The following is a 13,222-nucleotide window of genomic DNA, read 5'->3' on the forward strand; positions in this document are numbered from 1 at the left end:
TGCTGCGCCTGGCGCGCGCCATCCGGCGCCCATGATCCGAATTATCGGCCCGGCCCTCGGGTGAGGCGAAGAGCTTCGCGAGGGTCCGGGACTCCGGCGCGCAGGCGCCTCTTTCGCCCGATCTCATCCTCGCCCGCCGCCCGATGCGGCCGGCCCAATCCGGTTTCGCCCCGATGACCGACGCCGTTTCCACCTCCGACACGCCCATGGCCGGCGCCGATGCGGCCCCGGCCGGCCGCGACTATTCCAAGACGCTGTTCCTGCCGCAGACGGACTTCCCGATGCGGGCGGGCCTGCCCCAGATGGAGCCCCGGCTGTTGCGGCGCTGGGAGGAGCAGAGCCTCTATCGCCGCCTGCGCGAAAGCTCGGCCGGCAAGCCGAAATTCGTGCTGCATGACGGGCCGCCCTACGCCAACGGCAACATCCATATCGGCCACGCGCTGAACAAGATCCTCAAGGACCTCGTCACCCGCTCGCAGCAGATGCTGGGCTACGACTCCAACTACGTGCCGGGCTGGGACTGCCACGGCCTGCCGATCGAATGGAAGATCGAGGAGGAGTACCGCAAGAAGGGCAAGAACAAGGACGAGGTCCCGGTCGTCGAGTTCCGGCAGGAATGCCGCGCCTTTGCGGCGCACTGGCTCGACGTGCAGCGCGAGGAGTTCAAGCGCCTCGGCATCACGGGCGACTGGGAGCACCCCTACCAGACCATGGCCTTCCCGGCCGAGGCCCACATCGCGGACGAGCTGATGAAGTTCGCCGCGACCGGCCAGCTCTATCGCGGCTCCAAGCCGGTGATGTGGTCGGTGGTGGAGCGCACCGCGCTGGCGGAGGCGGAGGTCGAGTATCACGACCACCAGTCGACGACGATCTTCGTCAAGTTCAAGGTGGAGGACGCCGCCGACGTGTCGCTCAGCGACGCCTCGGTGCTGATCTGGACGACGACGCCCTGGACGATCCCGGCCAACCGGGCGATCGTCTACTCCAAGACGGTCCCCTACGGCCTCTACAAGGTCACGGCGGCGCCGGAGGGCAACTGGGCCAAGGTCGGCGACCTCTACGTCATCGCCGACAAGCTCGCCGAGGCGGTCATGAAGGCCGCCAAGGTCGACGGCTACGACCGCGTCCGCGAGCTCGACCCGGCCTTCATCCAGACCTGCGCCCACCCCTTCGCGGGGCTGCCCGAGGCGAAGGGCTACTACGACTTCAAGGTCCCGATGCTGCCGGCCGACTACGTCACCGACGACGCCGGCACCGGCTTCGTGCACTCGGCCCCGGGCCACGGCGCGGACGACTACGTCACCTTCATCAGCAACCGCCAGGTCTTCGCCGAGGCCGGCACCGACGAGGTGCCGCACACGATCGGGCCCGACGGCGCCTACTACCCGGCCGTGCCGTTCTTCGCCGGCGCGCGGGTCATCGACGACAAGGGCAAGGACGGCGACGCCAACAAGCGCGTCATCGAGAAGCTCGCGGAGGTCGGGGCCATCGTGGCGCGCGGCCGGCTGCAGCACAGCTATCCGCACTCCTGGCGCTCCAAGGCGCCGCTGATCTTCCGCAACACGCCGCAGTGGTTCATCGCCATGGACAAGCCGGTCCATGCGCTCGGCGACCGCACCTTGCGCGAGACGGCGCTGACCGCCATCAGCCACACCCGCTGGGTGCCGGCCGCCGGCGAGAACCGCATCAACGGCATGATCGAGAACCGCCCGGACTGGGTGATCTCCCGCCAGCGCGCCTGGGGCGTGCCGATCACGGTCTTCATCCGCGAGGACGACAGCGGGGCGGTGGCCGAGCTCGCCCCCGGGCCCGGCTTCGCGGCCAGCGAGGAGCTGGCCGACCGCATCCGCTCGGCCTTCGCCGAGCGCGGCGCCGACGCCTGGTTCTCGGGCGACCCGCGCCGCTTCCTCGAGGGCCTCGTCAGCGACCCGTCCGCCTGGACGCCGGTCTACGACGTGCTCGACGTGTGGTTCGATTCCGGCTCCACCCATGCCTTCACGCTGGAGGATCCCGAACAGTTCCCCGGCCTCGCGGGCGTCCGCCGCGGCGTCGACGGCGGCCGCGACACGGTGATGTATCTGGAGGGGTCCGACCAGCACCGCGGCTGGTTCCATTCGTCGCTGCTGGAGAGCTGCGGCACCCGCGGCCGCGCGCCCTACGACGTGGTCCTGACCCACGGCTTCGTCCTCGACGAGAAGGGCGAGAAGATGTCGAAGTCGAAGGGCAACGTCACCGCCCCGCAGGACGTCATCAAGGAGGCCGGCGCCGACATCCTGCGCCTGTGGGTGGCGGCGGCCGACTATTCGGACGACCTGCGCATCGGCAAGGAGATCCTCAAGACCTTCGTGGAGACCTACCGCAAGCTGCGCAACACGGTGCGGTGGATGCTCGGCACGCTGGCGCATTTCGATCCCAGCGCCCCCTTCCCGACGCAGGCGCCGGAGCTGGAGCGCCTGATCCTGCACCGCCTGGCCGAGCTGGACGAGGCCATCCGCGAGGCCTATGCGGAGTTCGACTACAAGAAGGTGATCGCGCTGCTCAGCGCCTTCATGACGAGCGACCTCTCGGCCTTCTATTTCGACGTGCGCAAGGACGCGCTCTATTGCGATCCGGCCTCCAGCCCCACCCGCATCGCCGCCCTGGCGGTGATCGACGCCGTGTTCCGGCGGGTGACGGCGTGGCTCGCCCCCATCCTGGTGTTCACCACCGAGGAGGCTTGGCTGTCGCGCCATCCGGACTCGAACGCCTCGATCCACCTGGAGACGTTCCCGTCCACGCCCGCCGCCTGGCGCGACGAGGCGCTGGCCGAGAAGTGGGCCAGGATCCGCCGCGTGCGGCGCGTCGTCACCGGCGCGCTGGAGATCGAGCGCGCCCAGAAGCGCATCGGCTCCTCGCTGGAGGCCGCGCCGGTGCTGCACGTCGCCGACGACGACCTCCGGTCCGTGCTGGCCGGGGTCGACCTCGCCGAGATCTGCATCACGTCGGGCCTCGAGCTCACCGACGGGGACGGTCCCGAGGACGCCTTCCGGCTGGAGGACGTCCCTGGCGTCGCGGTCGTGTCGCGCCGGGCGCCGGGCCGCAAATGCGCCCGGTCCTGGAAGTTCTCCACCGAGGTCGGCGTGGATCCCGACTATCCGGACGTCACGCCTCGCGACGCCGCCGCGTTGCGGGAGTGGGACGCCGCCCATCCGTCCGGGTGAGCGGCCCCATGCGGCGCATCCCGGCGACGGGCGCGGCCATCGCGCTCGCCACCCTCCTGGCGGACCAGGCCTCCAAGGCCTGGATCCTGCACATCTTTCGCCTGCCGGAGCGCCCGCCGGTGCGCATCGCGCCGCTGTTCGAGCTCGTGATGGTCTGGAACCGCGGCGTCTCCTACGGGCTGTTCCAGCAGCACGAGGATCTCGGCCGCTTCGCGCTGGCGGGGCTCTCGGTGCTGGTGTCGATCGGGCTCGCCGTGTGGATGGCGCGGTCTCGCTCCTGGCTGATCGCCGTCTCGGCGGGCCTGCTGATCGGCGGCGCGCTGGGCAACGCCGTGGACCGGTTCCTCTACGGGGCGGTGGCCGACTTCGTGCTGCTCTACTGGATCCCGTTTTTCCCCTACGTGTTCAACCTCGCCGACTCGGCTATCGTTGCGGGAGTGGCGCTGCTTCTGTATGACTCCCTCGTCGTCGAGGGCCGGAAGCGGCCCGCCGAGCCGGGCGTCGCAGGGCCTGATCCGGGCGCGGGCATCTAGCCTCCCGCTGTCGGACGGGGCCGCGCCTTGAATTGGCCGCGAAACACGGTCAAACGGCTCGCGAATTCGGGTTGCAACCGATCTGGCAGCCGACGAGAGGGGTCGCGTTCATGCTGATGTCTATGTCGATGAGATTGGCCCTCGGGGCCCTGGCGCTCGGCTCGGCCCTGTCCTTCGGCTCGCCCGCGATGGCGCAGAGCGAGACGCTGAACTCCCTGATGGGCTTCCTGGGCCTCAGCTCCGACGAGGAGAAGCCCGAGATCGAGTATCGCGAGCGCGCCCCGCTGGTGGTGCCGCCCCGCATGGAGCTGCGCACCCCGCAGCAATCCGCCGCCGCCGCCAACCCGAACTGGCCGACCGATCCCGACGTCGTCAAGGCCAAGAAGAAGGCCACCGCGGCCCGCGTGCCGGTGCACCAGACCGAGACCTACCGCCTCAACGAGGGCAAGCCGCTCAGCGTCTACGAGATGCGGGCCGGCCGCATGGAAGGCGCCGGCCTCAACGCCGGCCCGGCCAATCCCTACAAGGACGACCAGCGCGCCGAATTCTGGGCCTCGCCCGAGAAGAAGCAGCAGCAGGGCCTTCTGGCGGGCAAGAAGTCCGACCAGCTCGTCGCCGGGGCCGAGCCCGAGCGCCAGTTCCTCACCGATCCGCCCAGCGGCTACCGGGCGCCGTCAGCCCGCGGCAGCCTGGCGATGCCGAAGGCCGCCGCGCAGCCCAAGCTGAGCGACAACCAGGAAGCGAGCCCCTACGAGATCTACCGCAAGCCGCAGGCCCAGTGAGCCTGCGTGAGGCCGCGTCCCGGGGCGCCGCCGCATAGCCGATCCAAAGCGGGGCTCTGTCGGACGGCAGGGCCCCGACCTATATCAGTCCCCTGATTCGTGAACCGGCGCCCGCCCCGAGGCCGGTCTGCGCGTGACCCTTCGCCGAGGAACCCGATGACCGTCGAGACGACCCCGACCGCTCAAGCCTCCCAGGGCCCGCAGGTCTCCCATTTCCGCCTCGACAACGGCCTGGAGGTCGTCGCCATCCCGGACCACCGGACGCCGGTGGTCACGCACATGATCTGGTATCGCAACGGCTCGGCCGACGACCCGATCGGCAAGTCGGGCATCGCGCATTTCCTCGAGCACCTGATGTTCAAGGGCACGCACAACCACCCGCAGGGCGAGTTCTCCAACATCGTGGCCGAACTCGGCGGCCAGGAGAACGCCTTCACGTCGCTCGACTACACGGCCTACTACCAGCGCGTCGCCAAGGAGCATCTCCGCGCCATGATGGAGCTGGAGGCGGACCGGATGACCAATCTGGTCCTCTCCGACGAGATCGTCGATCCCGAGCGCGACGTGGTGCTGGAGGAGCGGCGCATGCGGGTGGAGACCGACCCGGGCGCGCAGCTCGGCGAGTCGGTGGCCTCCGCGCTCTTCACCCACCATCCCTACGGCATCCCGATCATCGGCTGGATGCACGAGATCGAGACGCTGGGCCGGGAGGACGCGCTGGCCTTCTACAAGCGCTTCTACACGCCCGAGAACGCCATCCTGGTCGTCGCCGGCGACGTCGCCGCCGAGGAGGTGAGGGCGCTGGCCGAGGCCACCTACGGCAAGATCCCCGCCATGGGCGAAGCCCCGGTGCGCCATCGCCCGCAGGAGCCCGAGACCCGCGCCACGCGCCGGGTGAGCCTGGCCGATCCCAAGGTGGAGCAGCCCTCCCTGCAACTCGCCTATCTGGCGCCGTCCTACACCACCGCCGCGCCCGGCGAGGCGGAGGCGCTGGACGTGCTGATCCAGATCCTGGGCGCGCAGTCCACCGGCCGCCTGCACCGGCGCCTCGTGATGGACAAGCGCGTCGCCGTGATGGCGGGCGGCTGGTACCAGAGCACCGCCGTGGATTGCTCGCGCGTGCTGCTCTACGCCGTGCCGCGCCCGGGCGTGAGCCTGGAGTCGCTGGAGAAGGACATCGGCGCCGTGGTGGCCGAGATCGTCGAGAAGGGCGTCGACGCGGCCGAACTGGCCCGCGCCAAGACGCGGCTGATCGCCGACACCGTCTACGCGCAGGACAGCCAGACCTCGCTGGCCCGGATCTACGGCTCGGCGCTCGCCACGGGCAGCACCGTGGCCTCCGTCGCCAGCTGGCCCGACGACATCGAGGCGGTCTCCGCCGAGGCCGTCCGCGACGCCGCCCGCCGCTGGCTCGACCCTCGCCGCACGGTCTCCGGCTACCTGATCAAGGACGAGGCTGCGTGACGCGCTCCCCCGGACGGCGCGCCTCCCGGCCCGTCCGCCCGGGGCCCGCCGCCCGCGCTTCCCGCACGCCCGACCAAACCAAGAAGAGCCCGCCATGAACGCACCCGTGAGCCCCGAGAAGACCAGCCACGCCTCGCGCATCCAGCGCGTGGTCTCGCCGGGCGGCGTCGAGGCCTGGCTGGTGGAGGACTACACGGTGCCGCTGCTGGCGCTGGAGTTCTCGGTGCGCGGCGGCTCCTCGCAGGACCCCGCCGGCAAGCCCGGCGTGGCCTATTTCCTCTCAGGCATGCTGGACGAGGGCGCGGGCCCTTACGAGTCCGGCGCCTTCCACGAGCGGCTCGACGAGTTCGCCATCGAGCTGCGCTACCACGCCGACCGCGACGGCTTCTCCGGCCACCTGCGCACGCTCGTCCGCCACCGCGACGAAGCCTTCGAGATGATGCGCCTCACCCTCGCCGAGCCGCGCTTCGACGAGGAGCCGCTGGAGCGCGTGCGCGCCCAGATCGAGGCCGGCATCCGCCACGAGATCAACGACCCCGACAGCCTCGTCAGCCGCGCCTTCTTCGAGGAGGCCTTCCCGGGCCACCCCTATGGCCGGCCCACGCAGGGCACGCTGGAGAGCCTGCCGCTGATCGGCCGCGACGACCTCGCCGACTATCGCCGGCGCGTCGTCGCCCGCGACAACCTGAAGATCGGCGTCGTCGGCGCCATCGACGCCGCCGCCCTGTCGGACGCGCTGGACCGCATCTTCGGCGGCCTGCCGGCCCGGGGCGAGCTCGCCCCCGTGCCGGACGCCGCGCCCGCCGGCGTGGGCGGGCGCAACGTCATCGACCTCGACATCCCGCAATCCTCCGTGCGCTTCGGCCGCGCCGGCGTGGCCCGCACCGATCCCGACTGGATCCCGGCGCTGGTGGTCAACCACGTGCTCGGCGGCGGCGTGTTCTCCGCCCGCCTCTTCCGCGAGGTGCGCGAGAAGCGCGGGCTCGCCTATTCGGTCTATTCGCACCTCGCCCCCATGTCGCACGCCGCGCTGTTCATGGGCGGCACCTCCACCAAGAACGAGCGCACGGCCGAATCCATCGCCCTCATCGAGAGCGAGATCCGCGCCATGGCCGAGTCCGGCCCCACCGAGGACGAGCTCGACAAGGCCAAGAAATACCTCGTCGGCTCCTACGCGCTGAACTTCGACACCTCCACCAAGATCGCCAGCCAGCTCGTCCGCATCCAGATCGACGATCTCGGCCTCGACTACATGGACCGCCGCAACGGCCTCGTCTCGGCCGTCACGCTGGCCGACACGGCCCGCGTGGCCAAGCGCCTCCTCGGCGAAGGGCAGCTGCTGGTGACCGTGGTGGGCCGCCCGGCGGGGCTGTGAGGGGAGGGCGCCTTCAACCCTGCCGATGTCGCTCGGCCCTGCGCCGGGAGGCATGATCTCCGAGTGACGACCGCTCAGCAGACGATGAGCCCCAAGACGAGGAAGCGCCGCGGCCCCGCGCTCGGGTTCAGCGCCGCGACGGGGCGATATGTCTTAAAGCCCGCTTCGGAACAGGCCCGGATTTCGGTTGAGGACGTTCGAGCCGCCGCGAAGGCGATCAGCGTTCGTAAGAAGTCCTAGGACTTGTCGAGGCTTGCGGAAAGCTCGCGTTTGCGCGCCCATTGCGCAGTTGATGCGTGCGAGTTTCGCCCCCTCAGCTGATTTTGAAAGAATCGTCGTGGGCTGGCTTCTCGAAGCTTCGTAGTCCGAGCGCCAAGCGCGGCTTCGTCACCCCCCGCCCTTCCCACCCACTCCCCATCCCCCTATCCTCGCGCCGTCGCCACCGGGACGGGAATCACGCAGCATGGCTTTCGAGCACGCGACCGCGTCGGCGCTGCGGTCTTCGATCGGCGAGGGCGGCGTCGCCGACGAGGCCTATGAGGCCGCCCTGGCCGACGTCGGCGCGGCCCTCGGGCGCTTCCGGGAGGCGGTGAGCCAGGCGGCCCGCATCCCGGCGCCGGGCCAGGGCCGCGCGCCGCGCCCGGCGCTGCTGCGCCTCGCCGCCGACGCGCTGCAGGCCGCCGCCTCGCGCCCCGCCGCGCCCGCCCGCTCGCTCTTCGCCAAGCCGGCCGGCCGCGCCACCGCTCCCGAAACAACCCCCGCCGATCTGCCGCCCGGCGTGGCGGAGGCGGCCCGGCGCCTTTCCGAGGAGGGCGTCACCGACGTCGTGGTGCTGTCCGGCGGCTCCACGCTGGGCGCGCAGGTCACGGCGCAGCTGAAGGACTACGGCGTGCCGGCGCTGGGCGTGCTCGCCCCGCCGCCGCGGGCGCATTTCCTCGACGGGCTCGATCCGCGCACGGTGGGCGCGGTGCTGCGCCGCCTGCCCCTGACGGCGACGCGCTTCCTGGCCGTCTCCGGGGAGGGGGGCGAGGGCGGCGCCGTGATGCAGGCCATCGCGGCCCTGGAGGCGCTGAAGCGCGCCGGCCTCGGCGCGGCTATCCCGCAAACGGTGGTGGCGGTGGTGGAGCCCGCCGGCGCGGGCGGCCTCGGCGGCCTGCGCAGCCTGGTGCAGGCCCATGGCGGCGTCGTGCTGGAGCATCACCAGGACCCGCCCGAGGCGTCGTCGCCGCTGGGCGCGTCCGGCTTCGCGGCGCTGTCGCCCACCGGGCTCCTGCCCGCCGCCGCGCTCGGCCTCGACGTCTCGTCCCTGCGCCGCGGCGCCTTCGAGGCGCTGCGCTCCGGCCTCGACGCGGCCGCCTCGCCGCGGGACTGCGCGCCCGCCGCCGGCGCGGCCCTCAACATCGCCGCCATGCGGACCGGCCGCAGCGTCGCCGTGATGGCGCCCCACGCCGACCGGCTGGCGCTGTTCTCCCGCTGGTGGGCGCAGCTGTGGACCGACGCGCTCGGCCCCGGCGGGGCCGCGAGCCTGCCCTTGGCGGCGCCCGGCCCGGCCGACGCCCGGGCCCAGCTGTTCTACGCGGCCGGCCCGGCCGACAAGCTCTTCACGGTGGTCACGGTCGAGCCCGGCCCCGACGACCCGCCGCTCCCGGGGGGAGGGCCGGGAACGGACCCGGCCGCGGACCTGCTCGCCGCCTTGGCCCATGCCGGCCGGCCCGCCCGCCGCATCCGCCTGCCGCGCCTCGACGAGGCCGCCTTGGGCGCCCTGATGGCCCACATGATGCTGGAGACCGCGCTCGTCGCCGACGCGCTGGGCCTGCGCCCCTTCGAGGGGTCGAGCGCCCCCGCCGCCGCGCCGGCTACCGCCGCGCCGGAGACAGCCGCCCCATGAGCGTGCGCCGCCTGGATCCCGTCCTGGTCGACCGCATCGCCGCCGGAGAGGTGGTGGAGCGCCCGGCCTCGGCCGTGAAGGAGCTGGTCGAGAACGCGCTCGACGCCGGCGCGAGCCGCATCGAGGTGGTGATCGAGGGCGGCGGGCGGCGGCTCATCCGGGTGGTGGACGACGGCGCCGGCATGAGCCCGCAGGACCTCGACCTCGCGGTGGAGCGCCACGCCACCTCCAAGCTGCCCGACGGCGACCTGTTCGCCATCGACACTCTGGGCTTTCGCGGCGAGGCGCTGCCCTCCATCGGGGCGGTGTCGCGCCTCTCCATCGCCACCCGCCAGGCGGGGGCGGCGCACGGCTCCTCCATCCTGGTCGACGCCGGGCTGAAGCATCCGGTGCGGCCGGCGGCCCTCGACCGCGGCACCCGGGTGGAGATCGCCGACCTGTTCTTCGCCACGCCGGCGCGGCTGAAATTCCTGAAGACCGACCGCGCCGAGGCGCAGGCCGTCGCCGACATGCTGAAGCGCCTCGCCATGGCGCATCCGGGCGTGCGCTTCGAGCTGGGCGGGGAGGGCGCGCCGGCGCTGGACTACCCGGCCGCGCCCGGCGACCCGCAGGCCGCCATGCTGGCGCGCCTCGGCCAGGCGCTGGGGCGCGATTTCGTCGACAACGCCCTGCCGCTGGACGCCATGCGGGACGAGGCCGGCCTCGTCGGCCTCGCCGGCCTGCCCACCTTCCACCGGCCCACGGCGGCGTGGATCCACCTCTTCGTCAACGGCCGCCCGGTGCGCGACAAGCTGCTGCTCGGCGCCGTGAAGGGCGCCTATGCGGATGTCGTGCCCAGCGGACGCCACCCGGCGCTGGCGCTCTTCGTCAGCTGCCCGCCGCGCCTCGTCGACGTCAACGTGCATCCGGGCAAGAGCGAGGTGCGCTTCCGCGATCCGGGCCTCATCCGCGGCCTCGTGGTCGGGGCGCTGAAGCAGGCGCTGGCCGGCGCCGGCCACCGGGCCTCCAACACCGTCGGAGCCGCGACCCTCGACGCCCTGCGGGCCCATTCCGGCGCGCAGGCGGCGCGCTCCTGGTTCGCCGCCCCACCGGCCCGCAACGCGCAGTGGGACTGGCGCGCCAGCCCGGCCGCGCCCGCGTCGCCGCCGGGGCCCTCGCCCCACCGCCAGCCCGGCTTCGCCGCGCCGCCCCAGGCCGCCTTCGTCACCCTCGCCGAACCCGCCGCCGACCTGCGCGCCGCCGAGGCCGCGCCCGCGCCGGACCTGCTGGCCCGCCCCCTGGGGGCCGCCAGGGCGCAGCTTCACGACACTTATATCGTCGCCCAGACGCAGGACGGCGTCGTCATCGTCGACCAGCACGCCGCCCATGAGCGGCTCGTCTATGAGCGCCTGAAGCGCGAGCGGGCCGAGGGCGGCGTGGCGCGCCAGCTCCTGCTCATCCCGGCCGTGGTCGACCTCGACCCCGTCGCGGTGGACCGGCTCTGCGAGAAGGCCGGCGTGCTCGCCGCGCTGGGCCTCGCCGTCGAGGCCTTCGGCCCCGGCGCGGTGGCGGTCAGCGAAGTCCCCGCCGCTTTGGCCGGCGCCGATGTCGGCGCGCTGGTGCGCGACCTCGCGGACTCGATGGAGGACTGGGGCGGCGCGCTCGCCCTGGAGGACCGGCTCGACCACGTGCTGGCGACCTTCGCCTGCCACCACTCGGTGCGCGCCGGCCGCCGCCTCAAGCCCGAGGAGATGAACGCCCTGCTGCGCGAGATGGAGGCCACGCCCCTCTCCGGCCAGTGCAACCACGGCCGCCCCACCTATGTCGAGCTCAAGCTGGCCGATGTGGAGCGGTTGTTCGGGCGCCGGTGACGACCCCGTCTACCGCCCCCGCCACGCCCGCGCCAGGCCGTCAAGCGTGACGGCGGTCAGGCCCGCCGCGAGGCCCCAGAAGGCGGAGCCCACGCCGAAGGCCGCATAACCGGAGGCCGTCACCGCCAGCGTGAGGACGGCGGCGAAGCGGTCCTTCTCGTCCGAGAGGGCGCCGGAGAGCGCCCCGGTGAGCGGACCCATCAGGGCGAGGCCGGCGACGGTCTTGACGAGGTCGCCGGGCAGCGCCGCGAAGATCGCCACCAGCGAGGCCCCGAAGGCGGCGAAGACCAGGTAGGTCAGACCGTAGAACGGCCCGGTCATCCAGCGCTTGTCCGGGTCGGGATGCGCGTCCGGGCCGGTGCAGAGCGCGGCCGTGATGGCCGCCAGATTGCTGGTGTGGGCGCCGAGAAACGCCGTCAGCACCGAGGCCAGGCCGGTCACGCCCAGGATGGAGCGCGCCGGGGCGGCGTAGCCCGCCGCCTTCAGCACCGCGAAGCCGGGCAGGTTCTGCGACGCCATGGTGACCAGGTAGAGCGGCAGCCCGATGCCGATCAGCACGCTGGGCTCGAAGGCCGGGGCGATCGGCGTCACGGTCGTGAGCCCGAGGCGGTCGGGCATCGGCCCCGTGATCCCGAGCGCGAAGGACAGCGCCGCGCCGGCGCCCAGCACGGCCAGCACCGCCCAGGAGGGACTGAGCAGGCGCGCGGCCAGGAACAGGCCCACCAACGGCCAGACCAGCGCCGGCGCATGCTGGGCGCTGTCGAACGTCGCCAGCACGAAGCGGATCAGCACCCCGGCCAGCATCGCGGCCGCCACCGGCGTCGGAATGCGGCCGATCAGGGCGCCAAGCGGCCGGAACGCCGCCGTCAGCAGGATGAGCCCGCCCGCGGCCAGGAAGGCGCCCACGGCGGCCGACATGCCGATCGGCGCGGCCGTGGCGGCCAGCAGGGCGGCGCCGGGAGTCGACCAGGCGGTGATGATCGGGATGCGGTGGCGCAGGCTCAGGATCGTGCTCGTCGCCGCCATGGCGAGGCACAGGCCCGTGACCCAGGAGGAGGTCTGGGCGGCGTCCGCCCCCACGGCCTTGGCCGCCGAGACCACGATGGCCAGCGTGCCCCCGAACCCGACCAGGGCGGCGACCACGGCCGAGACGACGACGGAGAGGCGCATGCGGGACCCCGAAAGGCGGACGGCGGCTCAGCCGGCCAGGAAGGGCATGAGGGCGTCGAGGGTCGCCCGCGGGTTCTCCTCCGCGACGAAATGGCCGCTGTCGACCCCCTGTCCGACGGCGCCCGGCGCGAAGGTCCCGCGCCAGGCGTCGAGCGGGCTCGCCCCGGCGGCTGGGATGCCGGCCGAGCCCCACACCGCCGCGACCGGGCAGGCGATGACCTTGCCGGCGTCGCGGTCCTGCCGGTCCTGCGTGAGGTCGGTGGTCGCGCCGGCCCGGTAGTCCTCGCAGCAGGCGTGGATTCGGTCCGGATTGTTGAAGAAGGCGCGGTAGTGGGCGAGCGCCCGCGGATCGAACGGGTCCAGCGACTTCGCCTTGGTCCAGCTCGCCAGCGTATGGTCGAGCCAGGCGACCGGATCGGCGCCGATCGCCCGCTCGGGCACCGGCTCGGGCTGGGCCAGGAAGGTCCAGTGATAGACCTGCATGGCGCTCTTGGCGTCCATCCGCTCCCACATCAGCAGGGTGGGGATGATGTCGAGCAGCGCCAGCCGCTCCACCCGGCCGGGATGGTCGAGGGCCAGCCGGTAGCCCACTCGCGCGCCCCGGTCGTGCCCGATCAGGGCGAAGCGCACATGGCCCAGCGCCTCCATGACGGCGACGACGTCGCCCGCCATGGCGCGCTTGGAATAGACCTCGACGCCGCCGTCGCCGCGCGGCGCGGTGGACCAGCCATAGCCCCGCAGGTCCATGGCGACGACCGTGAAATACTGGGCGAGCTCCGGCGCGATCCGGTGCCACATGACATGCGTCTGCGGAAAGCCGTGCACCAGCGCCAGCGCCGGGCCGCGGCCGCCCGCCCGGGCGAAGATCTTGCCGGCCTGCGTGTCGATCCAGTGGCTGGCGAAGCCGGGGAACAGGTCGGCGAGATCGGACATGGCGGGCCTCATGGGCTTGGATCGCGA

At 72.7% G+C, this 13,222-nt stretch carries 9 protein-coding genes; 7 read left to right on the forward strand and 2 right to left on the reverse strand.

What is annotated here, in order from left to right; genetic code table 11:
* The first annotated feature begins 173 nt into the window (after positions 1-173).
* From ileS to mutL, 7 genes are all read left to right on the forward strand, one after another.
* Complete coding sequence (gene ileS, locus ACYVO7_RS07310) at positions 174-3,200, forward strand: isoleucine--tRNA ligase (protein WP_460449180.1); 3,027 nt, start codon at positions 174-176, stop codon at positions 3,198-3,200.
* Between the two features lie 8 nt (positions 3,201-3,208).
* Entirely contained in the window at positions 3,209-3,733 is a 525-nt protein-coding gene (gene lspA, locus ACYVO7_RS07315) for a signal peptidase II (protein WP_460449181.1), read from the forward strand.
* Between the two features lie 128 nt (positions 3,734-3,861).
* The gene (locus ACYVO7_RS07320) at positions 3,862-4,515 is read left to right on the forward strand and encodes a hypothetical protein (protein WP_460449182.1); all 654 of its coding nucleotides are present in this window, start codon (positions 3,862-3,864) and stop codon (positions 4,513-4,515) included.
* 156 nt (positions 4,516-4,671) lie between these two features.
* On the forward strand, positions 4,672-5,979 hold the full coding sequence (locus ACYVO7_RS07325; RefSeq protein WP_460449183.1) for a M16 family metallopeptidase: 1,308 nt from the start codon (positions 4,672-4,674) through the stop codon (positions 5,977-5,979).
* 94 nt (positions 5,980-6,073) lie between these two features.
* Complete coding sequence (locus ACYVO7_RS07330; protein ID WP_460449184.1) at positions 6,074-7,354, forward strand: M16 family metallopeptidase; 1,281 nt, start codon at positions 6,074-6,076, stop codon at positions 7,352-7,354.
* A gap of 463 nt (positions 7,355-7,817) precedes the next feature.
* Positions 7,818-9,242: a glucose-6-phosphate isomerase gene (locus ACYVO7_RS07335; protein WP_460449185.1), complete on the forward strand. Its 1,425-nt coding sequence runs from the start codon at positions 7,818-7,820 to the stop codon at positions 9,240-9,242.
* Entirely contained in the window at positions 9,239-11,092 is a 1,854-nt protein-coding gene (gene mutL, locus ACYVO7_RS07340) for a DNA mismatch repair endonuclease MutL (protein WP_460449186.1), read from the forward strand. Before ACYVO7_RS07335 ends, mutL begins: the two co-directional genes overlap by 4 nt.
* 9 nt (positions 11,093-11,101) lie before the next feature.
* Here mutL and ACYVO7_RS07345 read toward each other — a convergent pair whose 3' ends face one another.
* Positions 11,102-12,262 carry a benzoate/H(+) symporter BenE family transporter gene (locus ACYVO7_RS07345; protein ID WP_460449187.1) on the reverse strand — a complete coding sequence of 387 codons (1,161 nt, stop codon included), beginning with the start codon at positions 12,260-12,262 and terminating at the stop codon, positions 11,102-11,104.
* 27 nt (positions 12,263-12,289) lie between these two features.
* Positions 12,290-13,195 carry an alpha/beta fold hydrolase gene (locus tag ACYVO7_RS07350; protein WP_460449188.1) on the reverse strand — a complete coding sequence of 302 codons (906 nt, stop codon included), beginning with the start codon at positions 13,193-13,195 and terminating at the stop codon, positions 12,290-12,292.
* Positions 13,196-13,222 lie beyond the last annotated feature (27 nt).

It is taken from the genome of Alsobacter sp. SYSU BS001988 (assembly GCF_054796215.1).

Excerpts from the sequence above, each read along its gene's own strand:
- mutL (WP_460449186.1), top strand. The coding sequence starts at position 9,239 with ATGAGCGTGCGCCGCCTGGATCCCGTCCTGGTCGACCGCATCGCCGCC.
- lspA (WP_460449181.1), top strand. The coding sequence starts at position 3,209 with ATGCGGCGCATCCCGGCGACGGGCGCGGCCATCGCGCTCGCCACCCTC.
- ACYVO7_RS07330 (WP_460449184.1), top strand. The coding sequence starts at position 6,074 with ATGAACGCACCCGTGAGCCCCGAGAAGACCAGCCACGCCTCGCGCATC.
- ACYVO7_RS07345 (WP_460449187.1), bottom strand. The coding sequence starts at position 12,262 with ATGCGCCTCTCCGTCGTCGTCTCGGCCGTGGTCGCCGCCCTGGTCGGG.
- ACYVO7_RS07335 (WP_460449185.1), top strand. The coding sequence starts at position 7,818 with ATGGCTTTCGAGCACGCGACCGCGTCGGCGCTGCGGTCTTCGATCGGC.
- ACYVO7_RS07325 (WP_460449183.1), top strand. The coding sequence starts at position 4,672 with ATGACCGTCGAGACGACCCCGACCGCTCAAGCCTCCCAGGGCCCGCAG.
- ACYVO7_RS07350 (WP_460449188.1), bottom strand. The coding sequence starts at position 13,195 with ATGTCCGATCTCGCCGACCTGTTCCCCGGCTTCGCCAGCCACTGGATC.
- ileS (WP_460449180.1), top strand. The coding sequence starts at position 174 with ATGACCGACGCCGTTTCCACCTCCGACACGCCCATGGCCGGCGCCGAT.
- ACYVO7_RS07320 (WP_460449182.1), top strand. The coding sequence starts at position 3,862 with ATGAGATTGGCCCTCGGGGCCCTGGCGCTCGGCTCGGCCCTGTCCTTC.